Below are 17,668 nucleotides of genomic sequence, written 5' to 3' on the forward strand. Positions count from 1 at the left end.
AAAATCTCCTTGAGCAATTAAGCTGAAATAAGGGTGCTAATACGATCGGAGATAATCTTACCTTCGTAAGTGATAAGTGAATCTTTGATCACTTCATCTTCGAGATTGAGATTAAATCCATCTTCAGTAATAAAAGGGGTAATAAGATTGTAGATATTTTGTGAGAACATCTCTGATGCATGGATAGCAACAGCAGAAGGTAAGTTGCGTGGGCCTGTAATAGTGACTTCCCCAACTTTGATAGTATCTCCAACTTTTGTTAATTCACAGTTGCCCCCTGTCTCCGCTGCCATATCGACAATAACAGCGCCAGGAAGCATCGATTCTACCATCTCTTTAGTCACAATAATGGGGGCTCTCTTTCCAGGGATAGCTGCTGTGGTTATAACCACATGCGCTTCTTTAACATGCTTTGCTAAAGCGGCAGCTTGTTGTGCGCGCTCCTCTTCCGTTAACTCACGGGCATAACCCCCTTCGCCGGCGGCATTGACACCGGTATCGACCAATTTTGCACCGAGAGATTCTACCTGCTCTTTAGCATCAGGACGAATATCATAAGCCTCTACTTGAGCACCTAATCGTCTTGCTGTTGCAATTGCTTGTAGACCGGCGACGCCTGCGCCAATTACCAAGACTTTAGCTGGGCGAATGGTGCCGGCAGCGGTGGTGAGCATAGGGAAGAATCGTGGTGAAAGATCTGCGCCGATGAGGACACTTTGATACCCCGAGATCGTCGCTTGAGAGGAGAGTACATCCATACTTTGCGCACGAGTGATACGTGGGATAAATTCAAGTGCTAATGCATCGATTCCTTGTTTCGCAAAGAGCTCAACAAGTGAAAGATTGTGATAAGGATCAAGTAGCGAAATAGAGAGAGAGCCCGATTTAAACTTTTGGGTGATGGTTTTTGTGGGGGCATTGATTGAGAGAATAATGGCTTTCTCATCAAAAGAGGGTTGCTCTACCATTGCACCGGCCGCTTCATATGCCTCATTACTAAAGTAGGCATTGATACCGGCATCAGGTGTAACAATCACCTTAAACCCAGCTTTTACAAGGCGTTCACAATTTTTAGGGTCGAGCGCTACACGCTTTTCTAGTGAGCCTGACTCTTTGAGGAGAATGATGGTTTTAATCATTTTTTAACTGCTCCCTTTATTAATAGAATAGTGATGTCTAAAAGAACATGTCATTTTTTTATAGTAACATGAGTTTAGGGAAAGATCATTGTCTAGGCGGAGGGAAGAAGAGGTGAATATCTTCTACATCATCTCCAAATTTACTCTAAATTTTCCCTAAGTTCTTTCTAAGTACCCTCTAAGTACTTTCTATCTAACTGAGATACTCGCTATCTCTTGTCATAGATACATCTTTTGATTATTTTTCAATTTCTTTTGATGCTGATAATTTAGTATTTGCTATACTGTTTCCCTTAAAATGAGAGATCTTAGAATAAATTCTTGGATAAAGGGTTACCTGTGACCAATATTGATCAATTGAAAAAACCTTCTCCGAAAGAGAGTAAGAAGCCACGGTTTATCTTCTTTAAACGACTCATCAGTTATAAATACTTTACTCGCTTAGCGAAGAGAATTATCCCTTGGGCCTTTCTCTTAAGTGCGATATTTGCTGTTGTTGGACTCTATTACGGGCTATTTGATTCTCCTGTCGATTATCAGCAGGGAGATACCGTTCGGATTATGTATATCCATGTGCCGGCGGCGATCCTCTCATCGGGACTCTATATGTTTATCGCCTTTATGAGTGTGATGTATCTGATATTCCGTATCAAACTCTTTCCTGTGATTGCAAGAGCGACGGCCGTTTTAGGTGCTGTTTATACACTCATTACATTAGTCACCGGTGCGATTTGGGGCGCCCCAACATGGGGAACCTGGTGGGTTTGGGATGTTCGACTTACCTCCGTTTTGATCCTTTTCTTTCTCTATCTTGGCTATATTGGGCTCGATAGCGCATTTGAGGATCGGGAAAAGGCTAATATGGGGATCTCTATTTTAGCCATTATTGGTGTTGTGATTGTGCCGATTATTAAGGCTTCGGTCTATCTATTTGCAACACTTCATCAGAAAAGTACACTCTTTGCATCGGGCGGACCGAGCTTAGATCCTGCAATGTTGAAACCTTTAATGTTGATGTTGATCGCTTATCTTCTCTTTACCGTTGGTTATATTCTATTAAAGAGTACACATCTTATCTATAAGGAGCAGTTATTGCAGGCTTATACCCGGCAGTGATGATACATTGTAGGGTAGGGATGTCGATCTTTAGGGGATGATCGCTACAACTTAAAAATGAAGTAGAATTAAATTAAAAGTTGGGGTTATAAATAAATGGCTGAGTTTTTAAGTCTATTTGATATGGGCAAACATACAGTATATGTATGGAGTTGCTACGCTTTTGTCACGATCTGTCTATTCGGGCTGATCATCTCATTGATGGCAGAAGGACGAAATTTAAAACGAGCAATGAAAGCGGAGGGATTAGAGTAATGAGTCAAAAGCTTAATAGTAGGAAGCAGGGGAGCATTATGTCCCCAAGACAGAAGCAACGTCTCTATGTGGTGATTGCAGTGATTATCGCTGCTTTTTTAATTATCGGTTTTGCGATGTTTGCATCACGAGATAATCTCAATCTCTACTACTCTCCTGAACAGGTTCATAACGGCGAAGCGCCTTTAGAGAAGACGATTCGTGTCGGGGGGCTTGTTGTACCTGGGTCTCTTCATAAAGGCGCTGAAACATTAGCGGTTGAGTTCGCGCTTGTTGATGGCTCTTCAGAGCAGATCATTGTCGCTTATGATGGAATTTTGCCTGACCTGTTCCGTGAAGGGCAGGGGATCATTGCAAAGGGGATGCTCGTTGAAGGTAATCAGTTTGTGGCAGATGAGATTCTTGCAAAACATGATGAAGAGTATATGCCGCCTGAAGTCGCTGCAACTTTAGAATCACAAGGTCATCCATTTAAAGAGAAAGATATCTAAATGTATCTATGGCGTTTTATCAATGTTGATCGATTTGTCATTGATAAAGCGCCTGACTCTTTTAGAATCAAAAGCTCTATAGAATTAGAATTAATATGTAAGGATTAATAATAACTATGCTTCCGTTGGGTCAGCTCGCGCTCTATATTGCGCTCGGTGTTTCTATAGCACTCTTTATCTTGCCGCTAGTCGGCATTAAGTTTCGTAATCCACAATTGATGTATAGTGCAAGGCCATTAACCATATGGCTTTTTGTGCTTGTGGCCTTCTCCTTTATCTATCTCGGACATCTCTTTTGGATTAGTGATTTTAGCTTCTCCTATGTCTTTCAGAACTCCAATACCAAATTGCCGGGAATCTATAAAATTACCGCAATTTGGGGCGGGCATGAAGGTTCGATGTTGTTGTGGGTCTTAACCTTAGCGCTCTGGATGTTAGCGGTTGTTTTCTATACCCGCAAAATGCCTCTAGAACTTTCAGCCGCAACTTTAGCGGTTTTAGGGGGGATTACAGTAGGATTTATCGCGTTTTTAATCTTCACTTCCGACCCTTTTGCCCGTAATTTAACGCTCGATCTCTATGATGGACGCGATCTTAACCCCTTACTACAAGATGTTGGTTTAATCATTCATCCGCCACTTCTCTATATGGGATATGTTGGTTTTGCAGTTCCCTATGCATTTATGTGTGCGATCTTAATGACAGGGCATATCGATCGGCTCTCTGTCAGATGGGTGCGTCCTTGGGCATTAGCAGCTTGGGGATTCTTAACCTTAGGGATCACAGTTGGAAGTTGGTGGGCTTATTATGAGTTAGGCTGGGGCGGTTGGTGGTTCTGGGATCCAGTTGAAAATGCATCATTGATCCCTTGGATTTTAGGTGCAGCACTGCTTCACTCATTAGCCGCGACAGAAAAGCGTAAAGCTTTTACTCTCTGGACCGTTATTATTGCTATTTTAACCTTCTGCTTAAGTGTCTTAGGAACCTTCCTTGTACGTTCAGGTGTTTTAACCTCCGTTCACTCCTTTGCGGCAGATCCTTCGAGGGGACAATTTATCCTCTTCCTTCTTGGTATTATTACACTTTTTGCATTTCTCTTACTGCTCTTTAGATCTTATAAAATTCGCCAAGAGTCGCATCTTAGCTTGATCTCAAAAGAGTCGGGAATTCTCTTTAATAATATCTTTCTTTCGGTGGCCTGCTTTGTTGTAGTCTTAGGGACGCTCTATCCATTGATCGTTGATATTTTGCAGATTGGTAAAATCTCGGTAGGAGAGGGATATTTCAATGAGTATCTTGTTCCTATCTCACTTTTACTTCTTGTTGTATTAGGTTTTACTCCGCTCCTTCGTTTTAAGCAGGATTCCTTCTCCCGTATTAAGAAGCCCTTGAGTATTATGGCGCTTCTTTCACTCATTTTTGGTGTGGGGAGTAGTTATCTCTATGCCGGTCAATTGGATCCTTTAGTGGTGATCAGTCTGATTCTCAGCTACTGGGTCTTCTTTGGAATTCTCTTTGAGATCAAACTCAATGGACGTAAGAATGATAACTTCTTCCAAGCACTCAAACATCAATCATTATCACGTTGGGGAATGAATCTTGGGCATTTAGGATTAATTGTGACGATTGTAGGAATTACACTCACTTCTCACTATAGTGATGAGCAAGATCGTTTAGTCCGAGTGGGAGAGACTGTTCAGGTAAGAGAGTATGGTTTTGAGCTATTGGCGCTCGAAGATGTTCAGGGTTCAAACTATATTGGGACAAAAGGGATTATTCAGGTCTACCAAAATGGAAAGCCCTTACGCATGATGTATCCCGAGAAGAGAACCTATACCGTTAGCGGAATGCCGATTAGTGAAGTCGCTTTAAGACCCTCTCTTTTAGATGATCTTTATGTTGCTATGGCGGAGGAGCGCGCTGAAAATGCGTGGGCTATTCGTCTCTATGTCAAACCATTTGTTCGTTGGATCTGGCTAGGAGGTATCATTATCTCCATCGCCGCGTTACTTTCAATGCTTGACCGCCGTTACCGCATTGGGCGAAAGCAGCTTCAATCAACTGATAATATAGAAACTGTTCAATAGGAGGGATCGATGTTAAGAGCAATTATAGCCGGGATTGTAGTGGTTGTTGTAGGCTTTCTAATCTTTCTCTTTATGAGTTTAGAGAATGATGCGAGTTACCTCCCTTCAGCGTTGAAGGGGAAACCATTACCCCCTTTTAGTGCCTATGAGGTTGCAGCGCCTGGGAGTCAGGCGAGAATCTTAACAGATGAGGATATTCAAGGGCCTGCGCTTCTCAATATTTGGGCAACATGGTGTCCTACCTGTGAGGCCGAGCATGAGGCGCTTAAAGAGATTGGCGCAACAGGTGTTCCGATCTATGGTGTCGATTATAAAGATGACCCGCAGCTTGCTTACCGCTGGTTAAGAGATCTAGGGAATCCTTATATCTTTACCATTGCTGATGAGAGTGGCAAGATCGGTCTCAATTTAGGGGTCTATGGTGCGCCTGAGACCTACTTCTTAGATGCTGATAATGTGATTGTCTATCGACATGTGGGTGAGATGACAGTCGATCTATGGAACAATGAGCTCAAAGAGATCTATGAATCGAGCTTTAAGCGTAATGATCAAGAGAATCATACGAAGGGAGATCAGTAGTGAGATATCTATTTTCAATCATCACATTGGTTCTATTATTGACCTCAGGTTATAGTTTTGCCTCTGTCAATCTTTATGAGTTTAATAACCCTGTTGATGAGCGTCGTTTTCAGAGTTTAACGCGAGAATTACGTTGTCCAAAGTGTCAAAATCAGAATATTGCAGATTCCGATGCGCCGCTTGCACAAGATATGCGTGATTTGACTTACGATATGATTATTGATGGGCAAGCAGATGCACAGATTATCAGCTTTATGGTTGATCGTTATGGTGACTTTGTGATGTATAACCCGCCGGTAAAACCGGTAACATGGTTGCTCTGGTTTAGCCCTTTTGTGTTGCTCTTATTGATTTTAGCGCTTGTTTTCTTGGCAAAGCGTCGCAAACCGGCTGTTGTAAAAGTGGCCGCGCCCAAAGAGTTAACGGCAGAAGATCAGGCACGATTAGATGAAATATTGACGAGAAAAGATAATTAAAATGACGGCACTAGGTATAACATACACACTCCTTTTCATCCTGATCTCGCTTCTATTTATAGGATTTGCCTTGTGGGGCAAGAGCGCAGGAAAATATCCACGACTTAAAGAGGTTTATCGCGATAAATATCTTGATGAGACAGAGACTCTCGATGATGATTTAGTACGTGGAAAGATCGATGAGGCGACTTATGAAGCAACAAAAGTGGAGCTTGCAAAAGATCTTTTAGCAGTTGCGCATCCTGATCGACCATTGACGCCGGCTCTCAAGTGGATCACCTTTCTTTTTGGTGGGGTGATTATCGCTTTTTCTGCACTCTACTTTTGGGCAGATGGTTACTCTGCGGATGCCAAAAATCTCGATAATCAGCGAGCAACGGCACTTCCTTATGTGAAGGCTTGGTTGGCGGCGACTTCTATTGAAGATCTTCAACGTGAGAGCAATCTGATGGATCTCAATCCTCCAGAGCCATTACAACAGAATCTGTTAGGAACGTTAGCAGCACTCAATTTAATGAGCTCAAGAGATCATCATACCGATCCTAAGGAGCTCAATCTTTTAGGGAAGATCTATCTTAATATGGATCAATTAGGTTTAGCAGAGAAGAGTTATCTCGATCTCTATCGCCTCGATCCTACCAATGATAACACCTACTATACGCTCTTAAATATTCAACTAGCAAAGAACAACTATCAACTCGATAATCGTTTAGAGTCGCTTTTTGATCAATTTGTCTTAAATAATGCCACCAACGAAAGTCTACTTCTCTATTACGGAACAGTCCTATTTGAGAATCAGAAAGTTGATAAGGCGATGCACTTCTTCTCTATTTTAGCCGATCTCTACCCTGAGGATTCAGAGAATCGCCGCGTGATTTTAGCGATGATCGATACCTTAACAGGTCAAGGAATGAATCAGCCAGAGATGAATCAGCCTGCAGAGATGGTGACAGCAGATAAGGTGACTCTTCCGGTCACGATCTCATTATCGGAAGAGATTGTGCAACAACTTCCGCAAGAGGCGGTACTCTTTATCTATCTAAGAGATCAACCTGTCGGACCACCGTTGGCGGCAAAACGTATTCCGCTTGCGGCAATTGAGACCTTCCCATTAAGAGTGACAATGGGGGATCAGGATCTCTTAATGCCGGGATCGGCTTCTTTAGCGAGTAAGCATGATTTGAGTGCTTCAGCGAAGATTAGTCTCAATGGTGATCCTATCACTTCAGCCGGCGATATTGAATCGACAGCGGTCGCGGTACCTGATCTCAATCAGGGAATTAATCTTCTTTTAGACCATATTGTGGAGTAGATCTATGGTAGCGCTCTTTAACTTAGAGGTGGAAGCGCTCGGTGTAACGCGAAATTATCGACCGATCTTCAAGCCCTTTTCATTTAATTTAACAAATGGAGAGTCTCTCTATATTAAAGGGCGTAATGGCGCAGGGAAAACCACCTCATTACGGGTACTTGCCGGCATTAGTCAGCGCTATCAAGGCAACATTTACCTCGATCAAATAGAGCGAAGAGAGCTGCTTCATCACTACTCAAAAGAGATCTCCTATGTGGGTCATCAGTTAAGTCTCAATCTTGATTTGACGGCGATAGAGAATCTCTCTTTTTTATTGAAGCTACGTGGAAAACGGATTGCACGAGAGAAAATTTTAGAGGTGTTTTCACTCTTAGGTCTTCCATTAGAGGAGCGTCCTATCCGTTACTTTTCGGCAGGGCAGAAGAGACGTGTCGCCCTAGCAAGGCTCTGGCTCGAAGAGAGTGCAATTTGGATCTTAGATGAGCCCTTTACGGCACTCGATATCGATTCTATCGCCCTTCTTGAGCAGAAGATGAAGGCCCATTATCAAAGTGGTGGGGGGATTATCTTTACTTCGCATCAAGCGCCGGTAGAAGAGGTTGTCTCTAAAACATTAGTGATCGAGAGGTTTCGTGTAGATGCTTAATGTAGTGATCGATATTATTGTGAGAGATATTCGAGTTGCGATGCGTAATCGGTCCGAGATCTTTATGCCGCTCATCTTCTTCTTGATTATTATCTCGCTCTTTCCGTTAGGATTGGGGTTGGAAAATCAGAAGTTATTAAAGGCTGCTGCACCTGCAATTCTCTGGATTGCAGCACTTCTTTCAACGATTTTGGTCCTTGACCGAATCTTTAAAAATGATTTTGATGATGGCTCGCTTGAGCAGATGGCAATCAGTGGTGCGTCGCTCTATAGTCTGATTTTAGGCAAAATTATAGCGCATTGGTTGGTGACGGGGCTTCCGCTTGTAATCTTCTCTCCTATTTTAGCGGTGATGTTAGGCTTTACTCTGTCAGAATCGGTAGTGGTCGCCTTAATCCTCCTAGTGGGAACACCACTTTTGAGTTTTGTTGGGGCGATGTGTGTTGCGCTTTTAGTCGGTTTACGGCAAGCGGGCCTTCTTTTGAGCATTATTATCTTGCCACTCTATGTCCCTATTTTATTGATTGGTGTCCAATTGATCTCCCGTTTACAGGAGGGGCACTCTTTAAGTAGCTTGATGTTGATTCTAATTGGTGCTGATTTAGCTGCTCTCATTATTACCCCGATTGTGACCGCTTTTGCCATTAAAATGAGTCTAGATTAATCTAGGCTCATCAACCATCAACCATCAACCATCAATCATTCTGTTATCGAGGAGATTGGTGCGCTATCTCTATAAAAGCCTCTAGATAATCGATTTTTTGATCTGAAATTCGTGAGCCTAAAAAGATCTGTTTTGCGATTCCTTGCTCTCCAAGGCGAACCGGTATAATCGGTAATCGCTCGCAATACTCTTCAATCAACCAACGTGGAAGGGCAGCTACCCCGCGACCACTAGCAACCATCTGTAACATAATATCGGTAGTTTCAATCGTTTTGTGGCGTCTAGGTGTGATGCCTGCCGGTAGAAGAAATTGATTATAGATATCGAGCCGGCCAATATCGACAGGATAGCTAATTAAGATCTCTTCGATCAGATCTTCAGGCTCTGCAAAGGGTGCTGTTGCTAGAGGATGATCTTTCGCAACCACTAAAACCTGCTCATAATCGAAGACAGGATCGAAGCGTAAATTGGGTTTATAGAGGGGGTCGGGCGTGACTAACAGATCGATTTCATAGCCGAGTAGGGCACCAATTCCGCCAAATTGAAACTTCTGTTTAACATCGACATCCACATCTGGCCAAGCGTTTAGATAGGGGGCGATCACCTTTAAAAGCCATTGGTAACAAGGGTGACACTCCATGCCGATCCGTAATGCGCCACGTTCCCCTTCGGCAAACTGTTTGAGGCGCTCCTCAGCAAGCGTTAGCTGTGGAAGCACTCGATTGGCAACAGAGAGGAGATAAGCCCCTGACTGTGTTAACTCTAAATGTCGTCCTTCTCGCCGCCAAATTTCAATTCCTAATCGTTCTTCAAGCTTGCGAATACTATGGCTGAGTGCCGATTGAGAGAGATGGAGCGCTTTTGCGGCTGCGGTTAAAGAGCCTTTTTTATCAACCTGTTGCACAATAGTAAGGTGGATTCGTTCTAACATAATTTTAAAGGACCTCTTAGAGAAGCTAGGTAGAGTGGTAAATGTAGGATATTCAGAATGTCGATCTAATATCGATCTATAGAAGAGTTCTAGAGAAGAGTGTCATAGCTGAACTTAATATATGAGCAAAATTCATTGATTATTGAAATATGATCATTTTACTTCATTTGTTGCTCTTTCTACAATGATTCTCAGTTCAAGATGTTATTAAAGAGAGAGAAGCTCCTACCGAGTTAATGCTTCTCGCTAAACCCTTCAAAACGATAATAGCAAAGAGGGTTCTATCAATGACATCTCTCTATCTAATAGATCTATTAGATCTTCTTCTATATCCCCGATCTATATTCCGATCTACATTATTTACCGCTACTCAATATCAGGAGAAGTCATGTCAGACGCATTTACCTTTAATATTAGACGAATTAACTTTGATGAGAATTATCAACCCGCCAATGAAACTCGTTTGACCACCAACTTTGCTAACTTAGCACGAGGTGAGAGTCGGCAAGAGAATCTACGTAATACTCTCAATATGATTAATAATCGCTTTAATAGTTTGGCTAATTGGGATAATCCTCAAGGGAACCGCTATGCCGTTGAGATTGAGATTATCTCTGTCGATATTGATATTGAGGGAAATGGTGAACAATTCCCGATGATTGAGATCTTAGAAACGACCATTATCGATCATCAAACGGGAGAGAGAATCGAAGGAATTGTGGGCAATAACTTCTCCTCTTATGTTCGCGATTATGATTTTAGTGTTCTTCTCTTAAATCATAATCGTGATCGAACAGAGTTTTCTCTCCCTGATCAATTTGGTGAGTTACATGGCAAGCTCTTTCAATACTTTTTACAGTCTGATCTCTACCAACAAAATTTTAGTAAAGCCCCTGTGATCTGCCTGAGCGTTGCCGGTAGTAGAACTTATACTCGCACAGAGAATGAGCACCCTATTTTAGGTGTAGAGTATCAACAGGGAGAACGCTCCTTAACGGATCAATACTTTGCAAAGATGGGGTTAGAAGTTCGTTACTTTATGCCAAAGGGAAGTGTTGCACCATTGGCTTTCTACTTCTCTGGCGACTTACTTAATGATTATAGCAATCTGGAGCTTATTGGTACGATCAGTACGATGGAGACTTTCCAGAAGATCTATCGACCTGAGATCTATAATGGTAATGCCCCCGCAGGTGCAATTTATCAGCCAAGTTTAACTAATCAAGATTTTTCATCAACGCAGATTGTCTATGATCGCGAAGAGCGTAATCGTCTTGCTGTAGAGCAGGGCGTCTTTACGGAAGAACATTTTATTAAGCCGTATCAGCAGATTTTAGATGCATGGGCGAAAAGAGTTAACTTCAGCGTTTGATCACATGATAAAAGAGCGATGAGGTCATTAAAACAGTTCATTAAGATAGATCGTTAAGAGAGATCGTTAAAGTAATCGTTCAGGTAGATCGTAAAAGCAGACTCGAAATCGATCAGTAATAACAAAAATAACAAACAATAGATAATAACAACAGAGACAGTCAAATAGGGATTATTAAAATGAAAAAATTATTGCCAACTTCAACTGCCGGTAGCCTACCTAAGCCTTCTTGGATTGCAGAGCCTGAAAAACTTTGGTCCCCTTGGAAATTAGAGGGAGAGGCATTAGAGCAAGCGAAAAGAGATGCCCTTCTACTCTCCTTAATTGAGCAGGAAGCCGCGGGTATTGATATTGTCAGCGATGGCGAACAGACACGACAACACTTTGTGACCACCTTTATTGAGCATCTTAGTGGTGTTGATTTTGAAAAGCGGGAGACTGTTCGTATTCGTGATCGCTATGATGCGAGTGTTCCTACCGTTTTTGATGCCGTATCGAGAGAGCGCCCCGTCTTTGTCGAGGATGCTAAGTTCTTACGTCAACATACTCAAAAGCCGATCAAGTGGGCATTGCCAGGACCGATGACCATGATCGATACCCTCTATGATGATTACTATAAAAGTCGTGAAAAGCTTGCATGGGAGTTTGCTAAAATCCTCAATCAAGAGGCAAAAGAGCTTGAAGCTGCGGGAGTCGATATTATCCAATTTGATGAGCCGGCATTTAATGTCTTCTTTGATGAGGTCAATGATTGGGGTATTGCTACATTAGAACGAGCAATTGAAGGATTGAAGTGTGAAACAGCGGTCCATATCTGTTATGGCTATGGTATTAAAGCGAATACTGATTGGAAGAAGACACTCGGTTCAGAGTGGCGCCAATATGAGGAATCTTTCCCTAAATTACAACAATCGAAGATCGATATTATCTCCTTAGAGTGCCAAAATTCCCATGTGCCGATGGATCTGATTGAACTCATTCGTGGCAAAAAAGTGATGGTCGGTGCGATTGATGTTGCGACAAATCAGATTGAGACTGCTGAAGAGGTTGCGGCTACATTGAGAAAGGCATTACAGTTTGTGGATGCCGATAAGCTCTATCCAAGTACCAATTGTGGCATGACTCCGCTCTCACGCACGGTAGCAAATGGTAAGTTGCGGGCGCTTAGTGCCGGGGCAGAGATCGTTCGAAGAGAGCTCTCTTAGTGAGAGATTATGAATATGAAGTGGTAGCAAGAGATGTATGAATCTTAGATTTTTGATTTGAGATTCAATAGCGAGGTTGAAGATCAAGGATTAAGGATTAAGGATCAAGCTTTAAGATTGAAGCTCAAGATTAAGGTTCAAGTGTAGAGGAGAGGAAGATGGCTTTGGTGATCTTTCTCTCCTCTTAATTTTTTCCTTGGGAAAATATTGACAACATTGTTGTCAAGACTTACTATTTAGCCTATTGTTTTAATTCTTTCTAAAAGAGAGATCATGACCGAAAATCACCCAATTGAACAGAAACAGCTCTTTGTTTCGATGTTCCAAGAGATATTTACCCTTTTATCAAAACTGCACCGGATCAGTGAAGATCTATTGGTTGCGGCAGAGAGTGATATTACCCACTCTTGCTGGACCATCTTATCGATCATTCATTGTGAGCCGGAGCCTTTAACCGTGCCACAGATTGCACAACTTCGCTCTACCTCCCGTCAAGCGGTACAGCGACAGATCTGCCTACTACTAGAGAATGGTTATATTGAGGCGGTGGAGAATCCGCAGAATAAGCGTTCTCCACTCTATAAAGTGACCGCTGTGGGAGCCGCTTACTATCAAGATGTTAGAGCAAAGGTTTATGGGCAATGGCTTGCAGATGTGGCAAAGATTGTTGGAGTAGAGCAAGCGGAACAATTTTTAGCATCGATTCGGATGCTCGATGAAGCACTTAATATTGTGAGTGCGAAGAAAAATCAGCAGAATTAAGAGAATCAAAAGTTGAGTAATGGAGAAGAAGCCTAATTTAGATAGGACCATATATTACTTCTTAAATTATTAATATGGCATAGATGAGAGATAAGATGAGAAAGCGAAATCATTTTCAATATATTCGAAATATTGCGGGAAGTATCGGGCTTGCTCTATTAGTTGCGGCATGCGCTGAAGAGCATCAAGCCGGTCCAGCGATGATGACACCGCAAGCGGTCGTTCAAGAGGTTGAACGGAAAAATATTACCGTTGAGGCAGAGTTGCCGGGAAGAACGGAAGCTTCAGTCATTGCAGAGGTTCGTCCTCAGGTGGGGGGCATTATTCTTTCTGTTAACTTTACGGAAGGAAGCTTTGTCAATGAGGGGGATCCACTCTATCAGATCGATCCTGCCACTTATAAAGCAAGTCTATTGCAGGCAGAAGCAACATTAGAGCGTGCTAAAGCGAATCAAAATGCGGCGCGTCTTAAAGCAGATCGATTAAATGCATTGAAGAAGTCAAAAGCGGTGAGCCAACAAGATGTAGATGATGCCAACGCGGCATTGATGCAGGCTAATGCAGAAGTTTTAGGGGCTGAAGCACAAGTGACTAATGCGAAGATCAATCTCGATTATACCCAGATGGAAGCACCGATCTCGGGGCAAATTGGTCGAACAAACTTTACGCAAGGGGCGCTCGTTTCTCCAGGTCAGGTCAATGAGATGGCTGTTATTCAGGTACTCAATCCGATGAAGGTCAATATTACCTACTCTTCTGCTGAGTATGCTGCCGTACGTAAAAAGATTATGAGTGGAGTCTATACCCCTACAAAGGTAGAAAATCTTGAAACCGGTGAGTGGGAAGATGGCCATTTGGTCCGTATCTATCTCGAAGATGGTTCACTCTATGATGAGGTCGGTTATATCAAGTTCTCCGATCTGACCGTTGATCCGACAACAGGATCTATCTTCCTTCAGGCTCAGTTTGAGAATGATGGCAGTCTTCTCCCCGGAATGTTTGTTCGTACGGTTGTTCAGCAAGGGATCGAAGAGGGGGCGTTAGTGGTCTCGCAAAAGGCAGTCACTCAAGGCCCTGGTGGCGTGAGTACCGTAGTTGTGATCGATCAAGAAAATATCGCTCATATCCGTCCGGTTGAGATCTCTCGAGCTTATGAGCAAGATTGGGTGATCGCACAGGGCTTAAAAGAGGGGGAGCGTGTGGTTGTTAAGGGATTACAGTCGGTGCAATCTGCGATTCAACGTAGCGGTGGGCAACCTGTAAAAGTTGAGGTAATTCCAGATGATAATACGATTCAGTAAGATCTTTTGATCCACTGATTTACCTTAAATTATCATCACACAATAAAGGATTAGATAATTGTTATGGCACGATTTTTTATAGACCGACCAATATTTGCGTGGGTTCTTGCGATCTTAACGATGTTTATCGGCCTCTTAGTGGTACGAAACATGGCTGTATCGCAATACCCCCCTATTGCACCGCCTCAGATCAGTATTTCTGGGGTTTACCCAGGTGCAAGTGCACAGACGGTTGAAGAGAGCGTTACACAGGTTATTGAGCAGAGTATTAGTGGCTTAGATGGCTATCGCTATATGAACTCCTCAAGTTCAAGCTCTGGAACTTTCCAAATCACTGTGACTTTTAACCAAGGGGTTGATCCAGACTTAGCGCAAGTTCAGGTTCAAAATAAGATTCAACAATCATTGAGCAAACTGCCACAAGCGGTGCAGCAACAGGGGGTGACCATTGCGAAAACAAGCGGCTCATTCCTCTTAGTTGTTGGCTTCTATTCACCTGATGGATCGATGTCTTCCGGGGATATTGGGGATTATATCTCCTCAACACTTGAAGATCAGATGAGTCGAATTGGGGGTGTGGGTGAGATTCAGTTTTTCGGTTCAAGTTATGCGATGAATATCTGGCTCGATCCCATAAAGCTCTATAAATATAATATGACGCCGACCGATGTTGTCGCGGCGATCAAAGAGCAAAACTCTCAGGCAACATTAGGTGCATTAGGTGCGATGCCGGCGGTGAAGGATCAGTTGATTAGTTATACCGTCACCTCGCAGTCATTACTGCAGAGTCCAGAAGAGTTTAAAGCGATTCAATTACGCGTGAATGAAGATGGAAGTGAAGTACTCCTTTCAGATGTTGCACGTGTTGAGTTATCGCCTGAATCAGAAGCAGTTGCCGTAAAATATAATAACACTCCAGCTGCGGGGCTTGCTGTGAGTCTTGCATCGGGAGCAAATGCGCTTGATACGGCAACGGCGGTGAAAAGTTATTTAGAAAAGATCTCAGTAGATTTCCCATCTGGTTTATCTTACACCTTCCCTTACGACACAACGCCCTTTGTTGAGTATTCAGTTGCTAGTGTGGAAGAGACATTGATCGATGCTATTATCTTGGTATTTATTGTTGTCTTCTTCTTCCTGAAAAATATTCGGGCAACGATTATTCCGATGTTGGCGATTCCCTACGTTTTAGCGGGAACTATGTTGATTCTGGATCTATTGGGCTTCAATCTCAATACGTTAACGCTCTTTGCGCTGGTATTAGCGATTGGTCTATTGGTTGATGATGCGATTGTTGTTGTAGAGAATGTGGAGCGTATCATGGAGGAAGAGAAAGTCTCTCCTCTTGAGGCGACTCGTCGTTCGATGGATCAGATCACAGGCGCCTTGATCGGAATTGGGGTTGTTCTATCAGCGGTATTTGTACCGATGGCCTTCTTAGGGGGGGCGACAGGGGTTATATATCGTCAATTCTCGGTCACAATTATTACAGCCATGTTGCTCTCTGTGGTTGTCGCTATTATCTTTACTCCGGCGATGTGCGCCACATTATTAAGAGATCATAAAGAGCATCATGTTCCTAAAACGGCATTCGGGCGCTTCTTACAGAAGCTCTTTGCACCTTTTAATAAGGTGATTGGATTAGCCGTTAAATATTTCAATATCGGCTTTGATAAGGTGAGTGATACTTATACTAAGACGATTGCGAAAGTCTTGAAACATCCGATGATCTTTGTCCTTCTTCTTATTGTCGGTTTAGGGGCAATTGGACATCAATTTATGAAGTTGCCAAAGAGCTTCCTGCCGGATGAGGACCAAGGGATCTTAATTGGGATGACCATTAACCCTAATGGAACTTCACTCAATCAGACAGAGATCCCACTTCAAGAGATTGCTGATTACCTGATTAATGAAGAGAAAAAGACGGTCGAGTCGGTGATGACAGTTGCTGGATTTAGCTTTTCAGGACAAGGAAGCGAGCAGGGGATGTTCTTTATTAAGCTTCGTCCTTGGGAAGATCGTAAATCTGCGTATGAGTCGATTCCAGCACTCATGGATCGCTTACAGAAATATTTTGTCAATATTCCAGAAGCACAGATCTTTGTCTTTAGTCCGCCACCGATTATTGAGTTAGGAACGGCAACAGGGGTGAGCTTCCAGCTACAAGATACGATTGGGTTAGGGCATGATACTTTGATGAATTCTGTCATGAAGTTTATCGGTTTAGCTGCAACTTCTCCCGATCTTGATATTGCAACTTTACGTCCTGGAGGGCAGTTTGACACGGCGCAATATCATGTGGATATTGATCGCGAAAAGGCGCAAGCATTACAGGTATCAGTGGGAGATATCAATACCGCACTCTCAATCGCTTGGGGTGGTATGTATGTCAACGACTTTATCGATCGTGGACGCGTGAAACATGTTCAGGTGAAAGCGGATGCTCCTTATCGTATGATGCCGGATGATTTTAATCGCTGGTATGTTCGTAATGCGAAGGGTGAGATGGTGCCATTTAGCGCCTTTGCAAAGGGCCGTTGGTCTTATGGTCCCCCACAACTGAACCGTTTTGATGGGTTCTCTTCATTCCCCCTCTCAATCAATGCGGCACCGGGGAAGAGTACCGGGGAAGCGATGGATGCGATTGAGATTTTGGTAAGAGAGCATCTACCGCAAGGGATTAATGTTGCTTGGACCGATACCTCTTATGAGGAGCAAGAGGCTGGAAACTCTCAGGTGATGTTATTGTTAGTCTCGGTCTTTGTTATCTTCCTTAGCTTAGCGGCGCTCTACGAGTCATGGAAGGTACCGATCTCTGTACTCCTAACAATTCCTGTAGGTGTTGTGGGCGCAGTGATTACCGCAAGGCTCTTCGGAATAGAGAATGATGTCTACTTCCAGGTGGGATTATTAACAACAATTGGCTTGACTTCGAAGAATGCGATTTTGATTGTTGAATTTGCGCGCGATCTTGTTCGTGAAGGAATGTCAACGATTGATGCTACTATTCGAGCCTCGCAAGAGCGACTTCGTCCGATTATGATGACCTCTCTCGCTTTTGGACTTGGTGTGATGCCGTTAGCCTTATCAACAGGTGCCGGTGCGGGCGCACAAAATGTTGTCGGTCGTATCGTTGTTGGTGGAATGATTGGGGGAACGCTTCTTGTTCTTCTCTATACACCGGTCTTCTATATTCTCCTCAATCGGGATAAGAAGAAGCGCGATGAGGCTGGAAATAAGCCAGTAGAGCAATCTAAAGAGGTGGATGTTCCTGCGCAATAGGCAGACATAAGTAGCTCAAAATAACTATTAAAAAGGCTAGAGGATTGATA

The 17,668-nt window shown here is 43.1% G+C and carries 16 protein-coding genes; 14 read left to right on the plus strand and 2 right to left on the minus strand.

Going from position 1 to position 17,668, the window contains the following annotated elements:
• Positions 1-17: 17 nt before the first annotated feature.
• Positions 18-1,139 (minus strand): NAD(P) transhydrogenase subunit alpha, encoded by a 1,122-nt coding sequence (locus B9T19_RS00100; RefSeq protein WP_094566590.1) that lies wholly within the window; start codon positions 1,137-1,139, stop codon positions 18-20.
• A gap of 339 nt (positions 1,140-1,478) precedes the next feature.
• Between B9T19_RS00100 and ccmC the strand changes: the two genes are divergently transcribed.
• The 9 genes from ccmC (at position 1,479) to ccmB (ending at position 8,765) form a co-directional block, all read left to right on the plus strand.
• Positions 1,479-2,255, plus strand: coding sequence for a heme ABC transporter permease CcmC (ccmC, locus tag B9T19_RS00105; RefSeq protein ID WP_233146745.1), 777 nt, complete (start codon positions 1,479-1,481; stop codon positions 2,253-2,255).
• 96 nt (positions 2,256-2,351) lie between these two features.
• A complete protein-coding gene (gene ccmD / locus B9T19_RS00110; RefSeq protein WP_094566591.1) occupies positions 2,352-2,510 on the plus strand; it encodes a heme exporter protein CcmD in 159 nt (52 codons plus the stop codon).
• Positions 2,510-3,001, plus strand: a complete 492-nt coding sequence (gene ccmE / locus B9T19_RS00115) for a cytochrome c maturation protein CcmE (protein WP_229821602.1) — start codon at positions 2,510-2,512, stop codon at positions 2,999-3,001. Before ccmD ends, ccmE begins: the two co-directional genes overlap by 1 nt.
• Before the next feature lie 116 nt (positions 3,002-3,117).
• Positions 3,118-5,088 (plus strand): heme lyase CcmF/NrfE family subunit, encoded by a 1,971-nt coding sequence (locus B9T19_RS00120; RefSeq protein WP_094566593.1) that lies wholly within the window; start codon positions 3,118-3,120, stop codon positions 5,086-5,088.
• A gap of 9 nt (positions 5,089-5,097) precedes the next feature.
• Positions 5,098-5,667 (plus strand): DsbE family thiol:disulfide interchange protein, encoded by a 570-nt coding sequence (locus B9T19_RS00125; protein WP_094566594.1) that lies wholly within the window; start codon positions 5,098-5,100, stop codon positions 5,665-5,667.
• Entirely contained in the window at positions 5,667-6,143 is a 477-nt protein-coding gene (locus B9T19_RS00130; protein WP_094566595.1) for a cytochrome c-type biogenesis protein, read from the plus strand. Before B9T19_RS00125 ends, B9T19_RS00130 begins: the two co-directional genes overlap by 1 nt.
• Before the next feature lies 1 nt (position 6,144).
• Positions 6,145-7,455 (plus strand): hypothetical protein, encoded by a 1,311-nt coding sequence (locus B9T19_RS00135; RefSeq protein WP_094566596.1) that lies wholly within the window; start codon positions 6,145-6,147, stop codon positions 7,453-7,455.
• Between the two features lie 4 nt (positions 7,456-7,459).
• Positions 7,460-8,101, plus strand: a complete 642-nt coding sequence (ccmA, locus tag B9T19_RS00140) for a cytochrome c biogenesis heme-transporting ATPase CcmA (RefSeq protein ID WP_094566597.1) — start codon at positions 7,460-7,462, stop codon at positions 8,099-8,101.
• Entirely contained in the window at positions 8,094-8,765 is a 672-nt protein-coding gene (ccmB, locus tag B9T19_RS00145) for a heme exporter protein CcmB (RefSeq protein WP_094566598.1), read from the plus strand. Before ccmA ends, ccmB begins: the two co-directional genes overlap by 8 nt.
• Before the next feature lie 43 nt (positions 8,766-8,808).
• Here ccmB and B9T19_RS00150 read toward each other — a convergent pair whose 3' ends face one another.
• Positions 8,809-9,696 carry a LysR family transcriptional regulator gene (locus B9T19_RS00150; protein WP_094566599.1) on the minus strand — a complete coding sequence of 296 codons (888 nt, stop codon included), beginning with the start codon at positions 9,694-9,696 and terminating at the stop codon, positions 8,809-8,811.
• A 388-nt stretch (positions 9,697-10,084) separates the two neighbouring features.
• Between B9T19_RS00150 and B9T19_RS00155 the strand changes: the two genes are divergently transcribed.
• From B9T19_RS00155 to B9T19_RS00175, 5 genes are all read left to right on the plus strand, one after another.
• A complete protein-coding gene (locus tag B9T19_RS00155; protein ID WP_094566600.1) occupies positions 10,085-11,068 on the plus strand; it encodes a DUF1852 domain-containing protein in 984 nt (327 codons plus the stop codon).
• 179 nt (positions 11,069-11,247) lie between these two features.
• Positions 11,248-12,273 (plus strand): methionine synthase, encoded by a 1,026-nt coding sequence (locus B9T19_RS00160; protein WP_094566601.1) that lies wholly within the window; start codon positions 11,248-11,250, stop codon positions 12,271-12,273.
• A 273-nt stretch (positions 12,274-12,546) separates the two neighbouring features.
• Positions 12,547-13,035 carry a MarR family winged helix-turn-helix transcriptional regulator gene (locus B9T19_RS00165; RefSeq protein ID WP_094566602.1) on the plus strand — a complete coding sequence of 163 codons (489 nt, stop codon included), beginning with the start codon at positions 12,547-12,549 and terminating at the stop codon, positions 13,033-13,035.
• A 95-nt stretch (positions 13,036-13,130) separates the two neighbouring features.
• Positions 13,131-14,336 (plus strand): efflux RND transporter periplasmic adaptor subunit, encoded by a 1,206-nt coding sequence (locus B9T19_RS00170; RefSeq protein WP_094566603.1) that lies wholly within the window; start codon positions 13,131-13,133, stop codon positions 14,334-14,336.
• Positions 14,337-14,399: 63 nt separating this feature from the next.
• Complete coding sequence (locus tag B9T19_RS00175) at positions 14,400-17,618, plus strand: efflux RND transporter permease subunit (protein WP_094566604.1); 3,219 nt, start codon at positions 14,400-14,402, stop codon at positions 17,616-17,618.
• Positions 17,619-17,668 lie beyond the last annotated feature (50 nt).

The organism is Ignatzschineria sp. F8392, assembly GCF_002252045.1.
Taxonomy (GTDB): domain Bacteria; phylum Pseudomonadota; class Gammaproteobacteria; order Cardiobacteriales; family Wohlfahrtiimonadaceae; genus Ignatzschineria.

What these genes read in the sequence shown, in the direction of transcription:
- ccmB (WP_094566598.1), top strand. Translation starts at nt 8,094, where the DNA reads ATGCTTAATGTAGTGATCGATATTATTGTGAGAGATATTCGAGTTGCG.
- B9T19_RS00165 (WP_094566602.1), top strand. Translation starts at nt 12,547, where the DNA reads ATGACCGAAAATCACCCAATTGAACAGAAACAGCTCTTTGTTTCGATG.
- B9T19_RS00125 (WP_094566594.1), top strand. Translation starts at nt 5,098, where the DNA reads ATGTTAAGAGCAATTATAGCCGGGATTGTAGTGGTTGTTGTAGGCTTT.
- B9T19_RS00160 (WP_094566601.1), top strand. Translation starts at nt 11,248, where the DNA reads ATGAAAAAATTATTGCCAACTTCAACTGCCGGTAGCCTACCTAAGCCT.
- ccmA (WP_094566597.1), top strand. Translation starts at nt 7,460, where the DNA reads ATGGTAGCGCTCTTTAACTTAGAGGTGGAAGCGCTCGGTGTAACGCGA.
- B9T19_RS00155 (WP_094566600.1), top strand. Translation starts at nt 10,085, where the DNA reads ATGTCAGACGCATTTACCTTTAATATTAGACGAATTAACTTTGATGAG.
- ccmE (WP_229821602.1), top strand. Translation starts at nt 2,510, where the DNA reads ATGAGTCAAAAGCTTAATAGTAGGAAGCAGGGGAGCATTATGTCCCCA.
- B9T19_RS00175 (WP_094566604.1), top strand. Translation starts at nt 14,400, where the DNA reads ATGGCACGATTTTTTATAGACCGACCAATATTTGCGTGGGTTCTTGCG.
- B9T19_RS00170 (WP_094566603.1), top strand. Translation starts at nt 13,131, where the DNA reads ATGAGAAAGCGAAATCATTTTCAATATATTCGAAATATTGCGGGAAGT.
- B9T19_RS00100 (WP_094566590.1), bottom strand. Translation starts at nt 1,139, where the DNA reads ATGATTAAAACCATCATTCTCCTCAAAGAGTCAGGCTCACTAGAAAAG.
- ccmD (WP_094566591.1), top strand. Translation starts at nt 2,352, where the DNA reads ATGGCTGAGTTTTTAAGTCTATTTGATATGGGCAAACATACAGTATAT.
- B9T19_RS00150 (WP_094566599.1), bottom strand. Translation starts at nt 9,696, where the DNA reads ATGTTAGAACGAATCCACCTTACTATTGTGCAACAGGTTGATAAAAAA.
- B9T19_RS00120 (WP_094566593.1), top strand. Translation starts at nt 3,118, where the DNA reads ATGCTTCCGTTGGGTCAGCTCGCGCTCTATATTGCGCTCGGTGTTTCT.
- B9T19_RS00135 (WP_094566596.1), top strand. Translation starts at nt 6,145, where the DNA reads ATGACGGCACTAGGTATAACATACACACTCCTTTTCATCCTGATCTCG.